Source organism: Pseudomonas sp. EU05-FHT14B02 (assembly GCF_058791055.1).
On sequence record NZ_JBYTDD010000036.1, the window covers coordinates 59,569 to 77,314 of the forward strand.

Annotated in this window: 15 protein-coding genes, 1 tRNA gene and 1 pseudogene; 8 read left to right on the forward strand and 9 right to left on the reverse strand. The window is 59.8% G+C overall.

Annotation, left to right across the window (positions count from 1 at the left end; genetic code table 11):
- Positions 1 to 43 precede the first annotated feature (43 nt).
- Positions 44 to 499, reverse strand: a complete 456-nt coding sequence (locus AC3WTM_RS26390; protein WP_102668738.1) for a DUF2214 family protein — start codon at positions 497 to 499, stop codon at positions 44 to 46.
- 240 nt (positions 500 to 739) lie between these two features.
- On the opposite strand from AC3WTM_RS26390, the pseudogene AC3WTM_RS26395 reads away from it, so the two are divergent.
- Positions 740 to 844 (forward strand): annotated as a pseudogene (locus AC3WTM_RS26395) (carbonic anhydrase); the annotation flags it as partial.
- A gap of 76 nt (positions 845 to 920) precedes the next feature.
- On the opposite strand, the gene AC3WTM_RS26400 reads toward AC3WTM_RS26395, so the two are convergent.
- On the reverse strand, positions 921 to 1,115 hold the full coding sequence (locus AC3WTM_RS26400; protein WP_056722222.1) for a hypothetical protein: 195 nt from the start codon (positions 1,113 to 1,115) through the stop codon (positions 921 to 923).
- A gap of 251 nt (positions 1,116 to 1,366) precedes the next feature.
- Here AC3WTM_RS26400 and AC3WTM_RS26405 point away from each other — a divergent pair, with 251 nt between their 5' ends.
- A complete protein-coding gene (locus AC3WTM_RS26405) occupies positions 1,367 to 1,573 on the forward strand; it encodes a hypothetical protein (RefSeq protein WP_102668739.1) in 207 nt (68 codons plus the stop codon).
- A 251-nt stretch (positions 1,574 to 1,824) separates the two neighbouring features.
- On the opposite strand, the gene AC3WTM_RS26410 is transcribed toward AC3WTM_RS26405, so the two are convergent.
- Entirely contained in the window at positions 1,825 to 2,481 is a 657-nt protein-coding gene (locus tag AC3WTM_RS26410; RefSeq protein ID WP_102668740.1) for a trypsin-like peptidase domain-containing protein, read from the reverse strand.
- Positions 2,482 to 3,008: 527 nt separating this feature from the next.
- Here AC3WTM_RS26410 and AC3WTM_RS26415 point away from each other — a divergent pair.
- On the forward strand, positions 3,009 to 3,152 hold the full coding sequence (locus AC3WTM_RS26415; protein WP_158247433.1) for a hypothetical protein: 144 nt from the start codon (positions 3,009 to 3,011) through the stop codon (positions 3,150 to 3,152).
- A 1,092-nt stretch (positions 3,153 to 4,244) separates the two neighbouring features.
- On the opposite strand, the gene AC3WTM_RS26420 is transcribed toward AC3WTM_RS26415, so the two are convergent.
- Positions 4,245 to 4,321: transfer RNA gene (locus tag AC3WTM_RS26420), tRNA-Val, on the reverse strand.
- A 183-nt stretch (positions 4,322 to 4,504) separates the two neighbouring features.
- On the opposite strand from AC3WTM_RS26420, the gene AC3WTM_RS26425 reads away from it, so the two are divergent.
- Entirely contained in the window at positions 4,505 to 5,788 is a 1,284-nt protein-coding gene (locus tag AC3WTM_RS26425; protein WP_102668741.1) for an NAD(P)/FAD-dependent oxidoreductase, read from the forward strand.
- 117 nt (positions 5,789 to 5,905) lie between these two features.
- Here AC3WTM_RS26425 and AC3WTM_RS26430 read toward each other — a convergent pair whose 3' ends face one another.
- From AC3WTM_RS26430 to AC3WTM_RS26450, 5 genes are all read right to left on the reverse strand, one after another.
- Entirely contained in the window at positions 5,906 to 6,877 is a 972-nt protein-coding gene (locus AC3WTM_RS26430; protein ID WP_102668742.1) for an XdhC family protein, read from the reverse strand.
- 1 nt (position 6,878) lies between these two features.
- On the reverse strand, positions 6,879 to 8,117 hold the full coding sequence (locus AC3WTM_RS26435) for a cytochrome c (RefSeq protein WP_102668743.1): 1,239 nt from the start codon (positions 8,115 to 8,117) through the stop codon (positions 6,879 to 6,881).
- A gap of 2 nt (positions 8,118 to 8,119) precedes the next feature.
- Positions 8,120 to 8,659, reverse strand: coding sequence for a (2Fe-2S)-binding protein (locus AC3WTM_RS26440; RefSeq protein ID WP_007982256.1), 540 nt, complete (start codon positions 8,657 to 8,659; stop codon positions 8,120 to 8,122).
- A complete protein-coding gene (locus AC3WTM_RS26445; RefSeq protein WP_102668744.1) occupies positions 8,652 to 11,483 on the reverse strand; it encodes a xanthine dehydrogenase family protein molybdopterin-binding subunit in 2,832 nt (943 codons plus the stop codon). Before AC3WTM_RS26445 ends, AC3WTM_RS26440 begins: the two co-directional genes overlap by 8 nt.
- Before the next feature lie 176 nt (positions 11,484 to 11,659).
- The gene (locus tag AC3WTM_RS26450; protein ID WP_102668745.1) at positions 11,660 to 12,601 is read right to left on the reverse strand and encodes a LysR family transcriptional regulator; all 942 of its coding nucleotides are present in this window, start codon (positions 12,599 to 12,601) and stop codon (positions 11,660 to 11,662) included.
- 125 nt (positions 12,602 to 12,726) lie between these two features.
- On the opposite strand from AC3WTM_RS26450, the gene AC3WTM_RS26455 reads away from it, so the two are divergent.
- From AC3WTM_RS26455 to aldA, 4 genes are read left to right on the forward strand one after another with little or no spacing between them, the layout of a single operon-like run.
- Entirely contained in the window at positions 12,727 to 14,022 is a 1,296-nt protein-coding gene (locus AC3WTM_RS26455) for an MFS transporter (protein ID WP_090454238.1), read from the forward strand.
- 17 nt (positions 14,023 to 14,039) lie between these two features.
- Positions 14,040 to 15,224, forward strand: a complete 1,185-nt coding sequence (rhmD, locus tag AC3WTM_RS26460; protein WP_102668746.1) for an L-rhamnonate dehydratase — start codon at positions 14,040 to 14,042, stop codon at positions 15,222 to 15,224.
- A 14-nt stretch (positions 15,225 to 15,238) separates the two neighbouring features.
- Positions 15,239 to 16,039 (forward strand): aldolase/citrate lyase family protein, encoded by an 801-nt coding sequence (locus AC3WTM_RS26465; RefSeq protein ID WP_102668747.1) that lies wholly within the window; start codon positions 15,239 to 15,241, stop codon positions 16,037 to 16,039.
- Positions 16,040 to 16,058: 19 nt separating this feature from the next.
- On the forward strand, positions 16,059 to 17,492 hold the full coding sequence (aldA, locus tag AC3WTM_RS26470) for an aldehyde dehydrogenase (RefSeq protein WP_102668748.1): 1,434 nt from the start codon (positions 16,059 to 16,061) through the stop codon (positions 17,490 to 17,492).
- Positions 17,493 to 17,746: the final 254 nt, after the last annotated feature.

Genomic DNA, 17,746 nt, shown 5'->3' on the forward strand with positions numbered 1-17,746 from the left:
ACTTTTCTGGTTTACCCCAGGGAAGGATGCGTTCACTGCGCAGTTAACCAAGCATCACGCCTCGCGCCATGCCCGCCGCTGCCACCACCATCAACAACACCAGCAGCGCCTCGATATGACTGATCCGTGCAAACAGCTTCGCACGCCCGGTATCGATCGCCACTTTACGGGCAAGCCCTATCCGCCATTTGATCAGCGTCACCATTGGCGCAATCTCCAGCAACAAGATCAGGACAAACAGCGTCATCTTCAGATGAAACAGCGGCTGATGCAGGTAATAGTCCGCGCCCTTCTCGTACCCGCCAAAGGCTCGCATCCCGCCACTGATCAATAAAACGACAGCTGAAATACCCCAGATATTGTCCGCCATCAAAACACTGCGCACCTCTGTGGCGCCATCGGCCAAACGCCGAAAAGCCGTACCTCGAACCAATACCGCCCAGAATCCCAAGGCAAATGCCAGAAGATGAACCGCCGCCAGAAACCATTGAGTCAGCATCGAGAAACTCCTGCCAGGTCGAAGTTGTATGAGCCTGTCAGTAGTAGCCCATGAAATGGCTGCGTGCACGCCATCCGCAGACAATGCCCGGAACACAATATGACAGACCTACCAGACTCCACCGCACCGGAATTGAGCGTCCGTGGCAGTACCCGCCCCAACAGCAACTCACTCTCACCCCATTGAACCGAGTAAACAAAATCATGTGTAAATCATGTGATTCAAGCTCTGCTTCAAACACAACAGGCCTCGCCATTACTGACTGATGCGCAGAGCAAAGGCGCGCTCAAGATCGTGGGTGGTATCTATCGCCTGGCGAGCGGCAAGGTGGAGTTGATCGTTTGATCCGCAATGTGCACGCCCCCCAGCACCGGTGCATGACCCCACATGCAAAGAGCCCAGCGCGACGGCTGGGCTCTGGTTATCTTCGGTTTTGCATCATTTTATCCGCGAGGACTCTGGCCCTCTCGATCAGCAGGTTCTGCCTATCCTCGTGAGTAGCCTCGCCCACAATCGGGGCAGTCAGATTGCTTTCGGCAATCAATGCAGCGCAGAAATATCGATCCCAGACAGCCGTGTCCACAGGTGCCTGTTTGCTCATTTGATCGGCGTTCATAGGCGGCTCCTTTTGATAAGGTCGCATTGCTAGTTTACGCCTGAATAACAAAAAATCCGGACCATCATTCACAGACACCCGCCATTCGTCGCATGCCGGAACACCACAATGAATTCGCCAGCATCCGTGGCTTAAGGCTTGCACAGATCGCCCGTAGCAGCGCCGGAACGACATGATTCTGACGCCGCAGCCATTTAATCAATGCTTAAGGACGCCAGCGATACGCTTGGTCAGTCACCGGGAGATGTAACGTGTCAACGCTCAACGAAATCGCAATGAACCACGCGAGAATGGCCAAGGAAAAAGCAGGAAAGTCGACCGAACTGAGCGAGCGCCACCTCCAGATTGTAGGGAGCTTCGAAGTACCGTCCATTGAAGTACAACAGAACATCCCAATGCACCTGATCGCGGGAGCACAGGAAGGCCACCACGGCCTTGCAGCGACCTTTGCCCCCTGATGCCTACTGAGGCTGGCGACGATCTGAACGATTACCTGGCAATCACTGGTGGCACGGTATCCGCTCAGCAATCGTCGCGCCCGCATCAACGTTCACATTGCCCAGCGTGAACGACCCCGATACGTTGTGAACACCTGAAGAAATCCGGGTGTCAACAAAAAGGGCCCACCTTTCGGTGAGCCCTTCCAGGCCGCCCGGCAGAGCGGGCTTTGCCGGGTACGCGCGATGGCCAATTGGTTGAAAGCTAAAAGTTATTTCGCGACATACTTCGCGCCGTGCGGGTCGTCAAGTTTTGCCTGCAATATCCCCCACTCGCGCTGAATGATCGAGTAAGGAATAAAGATGCTGAGCCTCTCAGCCCCCTTTACGCCGGAGTGATTGCTCACATCGTTCAGGGTAGTTGAATAAAAACCAATATTGATGCCGACAATATGGCCGTCACTTGCGAGGACCGGCCCGCCCGACATGCCCTTGATCAGTGGGGCATCGTGAATGGCATAGAGATCACCGCTGTGTTCAGCGGCATTGACGAAAGGCGTTTGATACACCTTGCCCTTCCCGGAAGTGGTCATGAAGTAAGGACTCGCCCCAACGGCAGTTATGCTCTCGCCCACACGCGGTGCGCGCCATGACGGGTAGCGCCCGTTGGCCTTGTGCAGGATGAAGACGAGATCACAACCTGTGCTGCAGCTGTACTTCACGTTGGGGATGAACGGAGTGTGGCGGGTGGTCACGGCGTAGTCTTCGTTCCATTGCACCGCCGAGGCCATGTATAGATATGGCGCAGGAAAGCCCGAGTAGACTAAAAAATATGAATCATTCGCAGATCCCGAAAAGTCGGGTTTTACGATACCGTTGCATCCTGCAGTTACAGCTCCAATTAAAAAGCAGGCCATGATCTTGATCATGATATATCACCGACTTAATAGGGAGAATGTGACTGTTTTTTGTTGTCAATATTTTGTCTTTTATCGGATTGCAGTACTCCTCGCCGCTTGTTCTATTTTGACGTTTCCTTACTTATGGCTGAGATTGTAATGGGTCGTATGAATAAATCGCACTAAGACCAATCGCCTTTCGAACAGATTAAAAAGTTCAAATATTTGGCGCCTGAAAAACATTAAAGACGAGAATAAACACCAAGAGTTTCTATGGATTCCCTCGCTAATGGCGCCAATGGTCATGGGAAGTAGCACCTACCTGAATCATTCGCCATGCCCGTCACCCACAAAAGCAACAAGAAGCCTGAAGGCAATCCAGTTGCCCTGCACTACAGCGGTGCCGTAACTCAATAACGAAACTCAATGCCTACTAACGGATCAGCATCCGTCCTTTTTTCTCTCCCGTTGAGCCCGCCCATACGGTTTTTTTTCCGCCTGCTACCTACAGTGTACGCACCCCTTGGGCTGCGCTTTTTGTACATGGAGGAAGTGCAATGCCAGAATGTCTTACCACCGCCCTGCTCAACTCTTCCGACGAAGACTTTATTGCTCTCGATGAAGTTGCTGCCTGGATCGACCTGCGCGACTCTAAGTGTGTATCTGATCGCATCAATAGGCTGATGCTACAAACCTTTTGATTAACAAACCCCAACGCCTGCTTTCTAACAATCTTTCGATTATCAAATTAAGCCGCACGGAATGTGTAGTGCTTGAACTACTAGCAAGCAGCGAGGAGCGTGTTATTGGCAACGAGGAAATCCCTATAAAGCTAAATATGGCTCCTTATAATTACAAAGGATTGCCAATATGCCTCAGTAGACTGCAAGCAAAATTCAAGAAACCCACTAAAGGCGACAACCTCCTCCGCTCAGTAACAAGCCGTGGTTACTGCTTGATCATGCGCATCAATCATCACTTGAATGGCGTTTAACTTTGAGAGAGGGGGAGTGTGCGAATGCACTGTCGAAGAGGCGAAGGATCATCTGCTTGAGACTTTGGCCCAAGTAAAGAGGCCTACCGTTCGGGAAGCCTTGCCAGGGCTTTGACTTCTCCGGCAGAGACTGCCCCGACAAGGGGCGTGCGCTGAACGCCTGCAAGGTGCGAAAGCAGTGGCAGATCCGCCACGCTGAACTACTTGGTTGTTGTCGCCTGCACCTTGTCTCGAATTGGTGCCCACCCTGACCAGTTGCTGGCCATTCAGTAATCCATCTGAAACACACCAGGCCGGGCAAGCGGTAGTGACTTTACCCAGCGCAGCGCCAAGTGTCCCGAACACAACCCTGAAAAAAATTAACATTGAGCCTACCGGTAAACGGAGGGCGATAAATCGTTATGAGGGCCGCGCTATGTGAGGTTGTCAGTGAATGCCTGCGGTCGCCACTGACGTCACCGCGCCTGATCCACTACAAGCCCAAGGCCCGGGGCGCCGCGCATGCCTACGACCACATACCGGCCGGCGAGCGCCCCACGTTTCATGAGATCCGGGCCTTGGGGACATGGCTGTACGAACGGTAGAAATTCCCATAGGTGCCCCTCCAAGCGCTGACGGGGCATGCAGATGAGAAGATGACGAAGCACTATCAGGAGGGGCACGACGAAAAGTAGATCGAGTACATGGAGGTGGGCGCCAAGTTGGCGTTTTGAGTGCTGGGTTTGCAAATCGCAGACAACAAAAAAGGGCCCACCTTTCGGTGAGCCCTTCTAGACCGCCCAGCAGAGCGGATTTTGTTTGGTAGGCGCGATTGGACTCGAACCAACGACCCCCACCATGTCAAGGTGGTGCTCTAACCAACTGAGCTACGTGCCTGCTGTGAGGCGGCATTCTACGGAATTCCGGAGGGGTGTCAACACCTTTTTTCGCGCTAACCCTATGAATATGCAAAATATTTAATTTTGCCGGTACAAAGAAGATTTTCCGGGTGCTGGCGGGCGATTTTCAACTCGGGTAGGATCAACGCACTCGTAAAATATATTAAACAGAGGCTGCCGAATGGCTAACACTCCCTACCCAGAATCCTATTACGCCGCATCGGCCAATGCGGCTCCACCGCGCCAGGCGTTGCAGGATGACGTCGAGACCGATGTCTGTGTGATTGGCGCCGGTTACACGGGGCTGTCCTCTGCTCTGTTTCTGCTGGAGAACGGTTTCAAGGTCACGGTGCTCGAGGCGGCCAGGGTGGGTTTCGGGGCGTCCGGGCGTAATGGCGGCCAGATTGTTAACAGCTATAGCCGCGATATCGATGTCATCGAGCGCACGGTAGGTCCCAAGCAGGCCCAGTTGCTGGGGCAGATGGCGTTCGAGGGTGGACGAATCATTCGTGATCGGGTCGCCAAGTACAACATCCAGTGCGACTTGAAGGACGGTGGCGTGTTCGCCGCGATGACCACCAAGCAGATGGGCCATCTCGAATCCCAGAAGCGCCTGTGGGAGCGTTTCGGGCACACCCAGCTTGAGTTGATGGATCAACGCCGCATTCGCGAGGTGGTTGCCTGCGATCAATACGTCGGCGGGATGCTCGACATGAGTGGCGGCCACATCCATCCGCTTAACCTGGCGCTGGGTGAAGCGGCGGCGGTCGAGTCCCAGGGCGGGACGATCTATGAGCAGTCGCCGGCCATACGCATCGAGCGCGGCGCCAGCCCGGTGGTGCATACGCCGCAGGGTAAGGTCCGGGCCAAATTCATCATCGTCGCCGGCAACGCTTATCTGGGTAATCTGGTGCCGGAACTGGCCGCCAAGTCGATGCCTTGCGGCACACAGGTGATTACCACCGAGCCATTGGGCGAAGAACTGGCCAAGACCCTGCTGCCTCAGGATTACTGCGTCGAAGACTGCAATTACCTGCTCGACTACTACCGCCTCAGCGGCGACAAGCGCCTGATTTTCGGTAGTGGCGTGGTGTACGGCGCGCGGGATCCGGCGAACATCGAAGCGATTATCCGGCCGAAGATGCTCAAGGCCTTCCCGCAGCTCAAGGACGTGAAGATCGATTACGCGTGGACGGGCAATTTCCTGCTGACCCTGTCGCGCCTACCTCAGGTCGGACGCCTTGGCGACAATATCTACTATTCCCAGGGCTGCAGCGGCCACGGCGTGACCTACACGCACCTGGCGGGCAAGGTGCTGGCCGAAGCGCTGCGCGGCCAGGCCGAGCGTTTTGACGCCTTTGCCGACCTGCCCCACTACCCGTTTCCCGGCGGCCAGTTGCTGCGCACACCGTTTGCGGCATTGGGTGCGTGGTATTACGGATTGCGGGATAAATTCGGGTACTAAGCGACACGCAATACATTGTAGGAGCGAGCCTGTTCGCGATATCGGTCTGGCAGCCAACGGATGTGTTGGATGTTACGACCTCATCGCGAGCAAGCTCGCTCCCACAGGTTTTGAGGGTTAGAGACGATCTCGTGGGATACCGCTGCGAATCCGCAGGATGTCCGCCAGTACCGCCAGGGCAATCTCGGCTGGCGTCTTGCTGCCCAGGTTCAAGCCGATCGGCGCATGAATCCGCGCCAGTTCGGCATCGCCCAAGCCACCAATACGCCGCAACCGCTCGAAGCGCTTTTGCGAGGTCTGCATGGAGCCCATCACACCGATGTAGAACGCCTCGGTGCGAACAGCCTCCATCATTGCCAGGTCATCGATACGTGGATCATGGGTCAACGCCACCACCGCCGTGTCGCTGTGGCAACCGCCGTCAGCGATGAACACCGACGGCAGTTGGCGGCGAATCTCCACGTTTTCCAGCGCGACGCCTTCCAGCACTTCGTCCCGCGGGTCACACAGAATCACCTCGAACCCAAGCCCCACGGCAAACTCCGCACAGGCCTGGGCGACACTGGAATACCCCGCCAGCAGCAAGCGCTGGGCCGCGCCGACGCGTACACGCACCCGGTCGATTTCACGCTCGATACGCACACCCTGTTCACGATCATCGAACAGGCTGCGCGTACCGCTTTGCAGCTCCACTTCGCGAATCAACCGACGTCGACCCAATAGCGCCGACTCCAGTTCCCGCAGATGCGCTTGCACCTCGCAATCGGCCTCGAGCTTCTCGACCAGCACGTCCAGCACCCCGCCACAGGGCAGGCTGACGCGTGAGCGTGGATCGTCGCCTTCGCCGTAACGAACAACGCTGACCGGCTCCAGAAACGCGCCCTCGGCGACTCGCTCGAGAAAGTCTTCCTCGACACAGCCACCGGACAGCGAGCCAATCCAGTGCCCCTGCGTGTTCACCGCCAGCAACGAACCCGGTGCGCGCGGTGCCGAGCCGTAAGTGGCCAGCACCGTACACAGCCAGATGCGCTGACCGGCCGCCGACCACTCCAGCGCCCGGCGCACCACTTGCAGATCCAGATGCTGCATATCAGAGGGCCTTGTGCTCGAGCGGCGGCGCATCGGCCCGCAACTTCTGCACGTCGTTTACAGCCAGATCATTCGGCTGACCGCCCCACCCCTGACGCAGGTAGTTCAGTAGATCCGTGAGTTGCTCGTCGCTCAATTTCGCGGCGAACCCTGGCATCGGTTGCATGTGCTCGAATCCAGAGAACTTCTGCTCGCCGATACCGTCGTCGATCACCCGCACCAGGTTGCGCGGATCTTCCAGGCGCAGCGTGGTGTTGCCGCGCATGGCCACGGCGATATGTGGTTTGCCCTCACCGCCCGGTGCATGGCAACCGGCGCAGACATTCAAATATTCCTGACGGCCACGCTGGGCACTCGGGCTCAGTTTGTCCAACGGCACTTCGACGAGCACTTTCGCCGCTGGCGGCTGATCGCCGAGCAGGAAAGTCGCCATCGCTGCCAGATCCGGATCGCTGAGGCCCTGGGTGCTGTTGTGGAACACCGGGAACATTTCGTTGAACATCGTGCCCTGGGCGCTCATGCCGTGCTTGAGGAACGAGCCAAGGTCCTGATGATTCCAGCCACGGGCTGCCAGGTCAGTGGCCAGCAGGCTTGGCGCCAGATAACCATTGAGAATGCCGCCGGTCATGCGTTTGTCCATCTGCATCGCACCGGGCAGGCCGCGCGGGGTGTGACACTCGCCACAGTGCCCCAGTACGTCGACCATGTACTGGCCGCGCTTCCAGGCTTCGCTTTTGCCTTCAGCCGGTTCCAGCTTCACGTCCTTGCCGTACATCATGTTCCAGCCCATCAGGCCCAGGCGCACGTTGAACGGGAAGCTCAGGCTGGTGACCGGTGCTGCGCGCTCGATCGGCGCGACGGTTTTCAGGTAGGCATGAATCGCGTCGGAATCTGCACGGGGGATCAGGTGATACGAGGTGTAGGGCATCGCCGGATAAAGGTTCGCGCCATCACGGCGCTTGCCTTCGGTCAGCGCGGCGAAGAACTCGTCATCGTTGTACAGACCGATACCGTGCTCTTTGCTCGGGGTGATGTTGGTGCCGTAGATCGTGCCGAACGGCGATACGATCGGCAGGCCGCCCGCGTACGGCGCGCCACCTGGTGCGGTATGGCACGCCATGCAGTCGGCGGCGCGGGCGAGGTACTCGCCTTGCTTGACCTGCGCATCATCGGCGTGAGCTGCCACCACAGGCGCAGCCAGACCAACCGCCAACGCCAGGCGGCTAAGTAGAAGCTTCATGCTTAACCCTCCTTGACCAGGCCGAGATCGGTCAGCACGTTGCGGGTGGCGCTGTAGTAACGCACGTACCCGGTGCAACGGCAGATGTGATGACCGAGGCTGTCCTCGATGACTTTTTCCAGCTGGCTTTTGACGATGGGCTGACGCTGCAGCTTTTCCACCAGCACGGTCGCGGCATTCACGAAGCCCGGCGCGCAGTAGCTGCACTGGAAGGCGAACTCGTCGACGAAACGCTGCTGGATCGGGTTCAGCTCGGTGACCTTGCCCTGCTCGTCGCGGGTGGCATGGCCTTCGATGGTCCGAACCTTCTTGCCTTCGAAATAGTGCGCGCCGGTGATGCAGGTGCGCACTTCTTCACTGGTGCCGTCCGGGTTGTCAACGATCACCACGCAGGCGTGGCAGATGCCCTGACCGCAGCCCAGGCGCGAACCGGTGAGGTTCTTGTATTCGTGCAGGTAGTCGATCATCGGCAGGTCATCAGGGATGTCCACCGGGCCGACGGATTGACCGTTGAGGGTCAGTTGAAGCGGACGGTTAGCCATTGAGGGCCTCCTTGATGCGTGCAGAAGTGATAGGCAGGTCGCGGACACGTTTACCGATGGCATGGGCCACGGCGTTACCGATGGCACCGACCACCGGGATCATCACCACCTCGGCGATGCCCTTGGACGGGTCGCTCGGCGACAATGGCGGCAGGATTTCCGCGGTCTGTTTCCACACCGCGACGTGACGCGCCATCGGCAAGCGGTAACGGTTGAAGTTCCAGTCACCCTCCCCCGGCCCGCCTTCGTACAACGGCATCTCTTCCATCAGCGCATGGCCGATGCCCATGGCGATCCCGCCTTCGAGCTGACCCCTGACCAGTTCTTCCACCAGCACCCGACCGCACTCGACCCACGAGTGATGGTTGAGTACCGACACTTCGTTCGAACCCTTGTTGACCTTCACCTCAACCAGCGTCGCGACCGGGCTGTAGTAAGTCACCGCCGCGTTGTTCAGCTGGGTCGCCGGGTAGGCGATGCCCTGCCGATCCAGCAGATGGAAACCGGCGCTGTTCATCTGCGCCTTCTTCGCCTTCGGTGCACCGTCGCCGTACTTCACGGCCAGACCGTCGAGCGGCAAGCGCTCACGCACGCCGTCGATGCTGAACTCGGCCTCGGCCCAGCTCCAGCGGTTGAAACCATGCACGGTGGCGCCGCTCACCAAGCCACGCTCGTGAACACGCTTGGCCAGCATGGCAAAAGGCAGTGGCTCCATACCGTTGGCCGTGAGCTTGCCGTCGACCCAATGGGCGTCTTCGCGGCGCACCACGTAAGGGTTGGCTTGACCGCCGTAAGGGCCTTGTCGCCAGATTTCCAGCGCCGCCGGCCACAGGCCGTGGTTGAACAGCACGCGCGCCGCTTCACGGGTCGCGTGGCTGAAGTAGTACGCCGAGTTGGTGGCTGACGAAGCCGAAGCGACCTTGCCGACCCAGCGCGGATTGCGCAGGAAGTTGTCCTGCTCGGCCTGGCTCATGATGTACGGGTTGCCGCCACTGACCAGCTGCAACTCTTTCCATTCGGTTTCGCCGGTCTTCACTTCGTGCGCCGGAACACCGAGGAAATCGGCCACGACCATGGCCTGGGAGGTGGACATGCCGGTGCCGATTTCGATACCGATGTGGCGCAGGCTGATGCGACCTTCAGCAGTGAATTCAATGCTGGCCATCGGCGCTTCGGAACCGGTACCGAAGTCTTTCTGGCAGATGGCGAAACCCACCCCGTACCAGTTGTCCGGATCGGCGGCTTCGCGTTGTTTCTTGATCGCTTCGCGGTTTTTCCAGGTGTCGTGGACCGCCGCCTTGTCGAGAATCTCGTGCAGGCGCAAGGCACCGGCCGGGATCGCGCCCTGGGTATTTTTCATACCCGAGCGCAGTGCGTTCTTGCGACGCAACTCAATGGCATCGACACCGAGGCGACCGGCGATTTCGTCGACCATCATTTCGGTCGCCGCCATGCTTTGCAGAGTGCCGTAGCCACGCATCGACCCGGCTTCAACGGCGCGGGAGTGATAAGCCGTGACCTGCAGATCGTTCTGCGGCATGTAGTAGATCGACTGTGCCGCCGTGGCGCCCACCGCAGCCACCGATGGGCTGTAGTTGATTCGTCCGCCACCGTCGACGCTCATCTCGGAGCGGAAAATCTTGAAGCTGTGGTCGTTCTTGTCCACCGCCAATTGGTAGCGAATGTCGAACGGGTGACGCTTGATGCCACTCTGGAACTGCTCGTAGCGGTCGTTGGCCAGGCGTACCGGTACACCGGCGCCGTACAACGCTGCGAGGGCTGCGTAGTAGACGAAAATGTTGTGGTCCTTGGAGCCGTAACCGACGGTGTAACCTGGGTGCATGTTCAGGTTGGCCAGGCCGAAACGCGACGGCGCGATCATCTTCGCGGTTTCGGTCGCGGCTTCCAACGGACATTGGGTGGCGACCACGAAATGCAGGGTCTTGGTGGCCGGGTCGTACCAGCCGTTGCCGTTGTCAGGTTCCAGGGCGGCCGGCTCGATCGACGGGGTCTTGTAGCGTTCGTCGAACACCAGCCAGTTGTCCGGCGGCGTATCGATCTGCTGCTTCATGCGCTCGGCGTAGAACAGCCCGCGCTCGGTCAGGTTGCCGTGCAGGTTCGGTTGGGAGTTCCACACCGGACGACGGTTTTTCAGCATCGGGAACAGAATCGAATCCTTGAGGCTGGCGAATTCGTCTTCGTCTGCCGAGGTCGCGCCGCCGACGCGCACGTAGCGGAAGCTGCCGTACGGATCGCCTTCGTAGAACGGCACCTGGGCACCGTAACGAATCGCCTTGTCATTGAATTTGAGTTGGTTCTTGGCCTGACGGAAGCGCTCGAAGTCGTTCCAGATCAGGATCGCCACCGGGTGGCCGATGAACATCGGTACCTTGCCGGCCGGCAACAGCGGATCCGGGGCGTGCTCCTCGGGGAACACGATACCGTCCTTGACCAGGTCTTCGGCGGTGACGATGCGGTCCGGTTGCAACTCGGTACCGAGCCACGACAGGTCGATGCCAGCAAAGATGTGGTCGGCCTTGATGGTTTTGAGCAGCATGGCGTGGCCTTGCTGCTGCGGCCAGCCCGGCATGTCCTTGGCGCGGATGTCGCGGGCAAAGACCTTGCTGCCGCAGACCTTGGACAAGGCATCGTTACGGGCGCGCGCCTTGCCATTGTTGCCGAGCCACTGCTCGGACGGCACGGTCACGCTGTTTTCCATCAAGGCGGCCAGCGCCTGGCTGCTCAATGGCGTGAGCGTCACGCTCACACCCGCTACCAGCCCGCCCTGAAGGAACGAGCGCCGGGATATATCACGGTTGGACATGGATCATCCTCTGGACGGTTATGGGGTCCGCCCTTCTGGTTATGTTCTGGAAATCTCGAGTCTTGCAGAAGCCCTTTTCGACGATGCAAAGGGCTGTTGTTGACAGTGCAAAGCTGACCGAAAGGTTAAGTTTATAGGCTTATGCCTTCGCGGAAAACTAAAAACTGACCAAGAAATCAAAAAACCGCGGCTTTTCGTCGCAGCAGATCGATGAACAACCCCAACTCCCGGCTGATGTGCTCGCCCTTGCGCAACAACAACCCGAATGGCGCCATCTGCACATCCAGTTCCACGGGCAACGCCACCACCAGGCCCATTTTAAGATAGTCGCGCAATGCGGTTTCCGACAGCACCATGATCGCGTCGGTCAGTTGAATCAGTTGCTGCATGGAGTACACCGAACTGCATTCGATGATGTCTGCCGGCAACGGCAACGCCAGGCGCTGCAACGCCTGATCCAGACCGATGCGCGCCGGACTGGTTTCCGGTTGCAGGATCCACGGCCAACCGCTGACCAGCTCCGCCATCTCCAGTTTTTTGCGCCGGGTCAGCGGGTGGCCGGCGTGCACCACCACCAGCAAGCGTTCGTTACCCAATTGCTCGAAGACGTAATGCTCGCTGTCGGTGGCGGCATTGCGCCGGGCGATGGCCAGGTCGATGCGCCCCTGCTCCAGCAACTGGATCACCTGGTCGCTGGTGTCGCCCATGATGCGGATCCGCAACTGCGGATTGAGGGCCTTGATCTCGGCAATCGAATCCATGACCAGGTCCGGCGCCGCGCCCATGATGGTACCGATCGACAAATAGCCGTAGCCACCCTGCTGCCGTGCCATCAGGTCTTCGGCGCAACGGTCGAGGCCACTGAGGGCCGATTCGGCAAAGCGAATCAGCTCCTGGCCCAACGCTGTCGGGCGCATCCCCCGCGGCAGGCGTTCGAACAGATCGCAGCCGAACATGTCTTCAATCTCATGGAGCATGCGGGTTGCCGCCGGTTGCGACATGTTCAGGCTTTGCGAAGCGCGGTGCAGGTTCTGGCTGCTGCTAAGCGTCACCAACATGTGCAGATGCTTGTAACGCAGGCGATTGAGCAGGCTGCGGGAGATGGTCGGCGTGGTCATGACGGGCCTTTTTTATTGATACCCTGAAGGTATCAGTTGTGAGCTAGATTCGATTTGTAACGCATCGATCAGCGGCCGTACAGTCTTCCCCATAAGAACAAATGCCCTACCAAAGGAAAACTGCGATGAAGACTCTACCTGCGCCTCTGCTCGCCAAAATTTCCTGGCGGCTACTCCCGTTTCTCCTGCTGATGTACATCATGGCCTTCCTCGACCGCGCCAACGTCGGGTTCGCCAAACAAGCCTTTCAAGCCGACACCAATATCAGCGATGCCGCCTTCGCCTTCGGCGCCGGGGTGTTTTTCGTGGGTTACGCGTTGCTTGAAGTGCCGAGCAACCTGATCCTGCACCGCGTCGGCGCCCGCCTGTGGATGTGCCGGATCATGGTCACCTGGGGGCTGGTCTCCGCCGCCATGGTCTTCGCCCACACAGAAACCAGCTTCTACATCCTGCGCTTTCTGCTGGGCGTGGCCGAAGCCGGCTTCTTCCCCGGCGTGATCCTTTACCTCACCTACTGGTTCCCCAGCGCCGTGCGCGGCAAGGCCATGGGCTTCTTCTATTTCGGTGCGCCGTTGGCGTTCATCTTTGGCAGCCCGCTGTCCGGCTTGCTGCTGGAGCTGGACGGCTTCGCCGGCTTCCACGGCTGGCAGTGGCTGTTTGCCGTTGAAGGCCTGATGGCGACAGCTGTGGGCATCTGGGCCTACTGGTATCTGGACAATCGCCCGGCCGATGCCAAGTGGCTGACTGTCGAAGAGCGCCAGCAAGTGCAAAGCCTGCTCGATCAGGAAGACAGCCATAAACAGAATCACGGCCGCAGCCTGCTCAACGTGATCTGCCAACCCTCGGTGCTGTACCTGTGCCTGATCTACCTGTTGATCCAAGCCAGCGTCTACGGCGTGGTGTTTTACCTACCGAGCCAGGTTGGCGGACTGCTGGGGACCAAGGTCGGGCTGATGGTCGGCCTGGTCACGGCGATCCCCTGGATCTGCGCATTGATCGCCGCCTACCTGATTCCCGGCTACAGCGACCGCACCGGCGAACGCCGCCGCACTGCCTGCCTGACCTTGCTCATGGCCGCTGCCGGGATCGCCTGCTCGGTGACCTTCAGCAACCCGCTGCTGGGGATCATCGCCCTATGCTTCGCCGCCTCCGGCTTCATCGCCGTGCAACCGGTGTTCTGGACCTTCCCCTCCAGCTACCTCGCCGGTAGCGCCGCTGCGGCCGGGATCGCCCTGATCAACTCGTTCGGCGCTCTCGGTGGCTTCATCGCCCCGGTGCTGAAGAACTGGGCCGAAGGCGCCTTCCACTCACCGGCAGCAGGCTTGTACGTGCTGGCCGCTACCACCGTCATCGCCGCGTTGCTGGTGCTGGGCATACGCGCGCCCGGCCATAAAGCCTCGAACAAACCGGCCACCGTTTAAACCTGAGGAGTCACACCATGGGCATTCCAACCATCAAACACGTCCGCGCTTTCACTCTGCGAGGCGGCGGCGCGGATTATCACGACCAGGCAGACGGCCACTGGATCGACGATCACATTGCCACGCCGATGAGCAAATACCCCGAGTACCGTCAGAGCCGCCGCACCTTCGGCATCAACGTACTCGGCACCCTGGTGGTGGAAATCGAAGCCAGCGACGGCACCGTCGGTTTTGCCGTGACCACTGGCGGCGAGCCTGCCGCCTACATTGTCGAAAAGCACCTGGCACGCTTCCTTGAAGGCGCCCGGGTCACCGACATCGAAAAAATCTGGGACCAGATGTACCAGTCGACCCTGTATTACGGGCGCAAAGGCATCGTCATCAACACGATCTCCGGCGTCGACCTGGCGCTGTGGGACTTGCTCGGCAAGATCCGCCAGGAGCCCGTGCACCAATTGCTCGGCGGTGCGGTGCGCGACGAATTGCAGTTCTACGCCACCGGCGCCCGCCCGGACCTGGCGCAGAAAATGGGCTTCATCGGCGGCAAGATGCCGTTGCACCACGGCCCGGCCGAGGGCGAGGAAGGCCTGCGCAAGAACCTCGAAGAACTGGCCACCATGCGCGAACGCGTCGGCCCTGACTTCTGGCTGATGCTCGACTGCTGGATGAGCCTGGACCTCAACTACGCCACCAAACTGGCGGTCGGCGCCCACGAATACGGCTTGAAATGGATCGAAGAAGCCCTGCCGCCGGATGATTACTGGGGCTACGCGGCCCTGCGTAATAACGCGCCCAAGGGCATGCTGGTGACCACCGGCGAACACGAAGCCACCCGCTGGGGCTTCCGCATGCTGCTGGAGATGGGTTGCTGCGACATCATCCAGCCGGATGTCGGCTGGTGCGGCGGGATCACTGAACTGGTGAAGATCTCGGCCCTGGCCGACGCCCACAACGCGCTGGTCATCCCCCACGGCTCTTCGGTGTACAGCTACCACTTCGTCGCCACCCGGCATAACAGCCCGTTCGCCGAGTTCCTGATGATGGCGCCGAAGGCCGACGAAGTAGTGCCTATGTTTCACCCGCAATTGCTCGGCGAACCGGTGCCGGTCAATGGCCGCATGCGCCTGTCCGCCCTCGACCAGCCAGGTTTCGGCGTGACCCTCAACCCCGAATGCCAACTGCATCGGCCGTATAACCGCTGAGAAAGGAGTTCGACATGAACATGCCGCACAACGCGTTCAAGGCCGCGCTGAACAGCTCAGCGACCCAATATGGCATCTGGGCCGGGTTCGCCACCGGCTACGCCGCCGAGATCGTCGCCACCACCGGTTACGACTGGATGCTGATCGATGGCGAGCACGCGCCCAACACCGTGCCCGGGGTACTCGCTCAGTTGCAGGCCGTGGCGCCTTACTCGACCGCGCCAGTGGTGCGCGCAGTGAATGGCGATGCCAACCTGATCAAGCAACTGCTGGACATCGGCGCACAGACGCTGATGATCCCGATGGTCGAAACCGCCGAGCAGGCACAGGCACTGGTGCGCGCCATGCGCTACCCGCCCCACGGTATTCGCGGAGTCGGCGGCGGCCTGACCCGCGCCACCCGCTGGGACGGCGTGCCGGATTATCTCAATACCGCCCACGAACAACTGTGCCTGATCGTGCAGGTGGAATCGCGCACCGGCGTGGAAAACGTCGCAGCGATTGCCGCCGTCGAGGGTGTGGATGCGGTGTTTATCGGCCCGGCGGATTTGTCGATCGGCCTGGGCCACGCCGGCAACCCCGGCCATCCGGAAGTCCAGGAGCGGATTCAACACGCGGTGAACGCCACACTGGCGGCCGGCAAGGCCTGCGGGATTCTTGCCCCCAACGAAGAAGACGCCCGCCGCTACCAGCGCTGGGGCTGCCAGTTCATTGCAGTGGCCATCGACATCAGCCTGCTGCGCCAAGGCGCCATGGCCACCCTCGCCCGCTACCGCGAACCCGCTGCCACTCAAGCGCCGTCACGCACTTACTGATCCGCCAAGGAGTCGCACCATGTCATCCGTGCCTGTTTACGAAAACTTCATCGACGGCCAGTTCGTGGCCAGCGCTGCCCATCTCGATGTCATCAACCCGGCCACCGGCGCCGTGCTGTCGAAAGTCCCGGCCTCGACCGCCGAGCACGTCGAGCGCGCCCTCGCCGCCGCCCGTGCCGCCCAAAAAGGCTGGGCGCGCAAACCGGCCAATGACCGCGCCGGCCACTTGCGCCGGATCGCTGCCAAACTGCGGGAAAACGTCGCGCACCTGGCGCGCACCATCACTCTGGAACAAGGCAAGATCAGCGGGCTGGCGGAAGTCGAAGTCAATTTCACCGCGGACTACCTCGACTACATGGCCGAATGGGCCCGGCGCATCGAAGGTGAAATCATCACCAGCGACCGCCAGAACGAAAACATCTTCCTGTTCCGCAAACCACTGGGCGTGGTGGCCGGGATCCTGCCGTGGAATTTCCCCTTCTTCCTGATTGCCCGCAAGATGGCCCCGGCCCTGCTGACCGGCAACACCATCGTCATCAAACCCAGTGAAGAAACCCCGAACAACTGCTTCGAATTCGCCCGACTGGTGGCCGAAACCGACCTGCCGCCCGGCGTGTTCAACGTGGTATGCGGTGACGGCCAGGTCGGCGCCGCCTTGAGCTCGCACAAGGGCGTGGACATGATCAGCTTCACCGGCAGCGTCGACACCGGCTCGCGGATCATGGCTGCCGCCGCACCGAACATCACCAAGCTCAACCTGGAACTGGGCGGCAAGGCACCGGCCATTGTGCTGGCGGATGCGGACCTCGACCTGGCGGTCAGGGCGATCCGCGATTCGCGCATCATAAACAGCGGGCAGGTGTGCAACTGTGCCGAGCGGGTGTACGTCGAACGCAAGGTGGCGGATCAATTTATCGAACGCATCGCAGCGGCCATGAGCGCGACCCGTTATGGCGACCCGATTGCCCAGCCCGACGTCGAGATGGGCCCACTGATCAACCGCCAGGGGCTGGAAAGCGTCAACCGCAAAGTCCGCACCGCGCTGAGCCAGGGCGCAAGCCTGATCAGCGGCGGGCAGATGGCCGACCTGCCCAATGGCTTCCATTTCCAGCCAACGGTGCTGGCGGGTTGCCGCGCGGACATGGAGATCATGCGCGAAGAGATTTTCGGCCCAGTGCTGCCGATCCAGATAATCGACGACCTGGACGAAGCCATCGCCCTGGCCAACGACTGCGACTATGGCCTGACTTCATCTATCTACACCCGCGACCTGAGCAAAACCCTGCAGGCCATGCGTGAGCTGGATTTTGGCGAAACCTACGTCAACCGCGAGAACTTCGAAGCGATGCAGGGCTTCCACGCCGGCGTGCGTAAATCGGGTATTGGTGGCGCGGATGGCAAGCATGGGCTGTATGAGTACACCCATACTCATGCGGTGTATTTGCAAGGCTGATTGCCGAATACCAGCAACCGAGCAGGAGCGTGCTTGCTCGCTCCTGCAGAACGGGTCGCAAAAACTTAAATCGCAGAAACAAAAAACCCCGGTCTTTCGACCAGGGTCTTTGCTATCGACTCGAAGTAACCAGTGGCTTCTTCGTAGCTCCAAGGCGTTCAGTGGGCCTCGGGGCAGATATGGCGCAGCGGACGGGACTCGAACCCGCGACCCCCGGCGTGACAGGCCGGTATTCTAACCGACTGAACTACCGC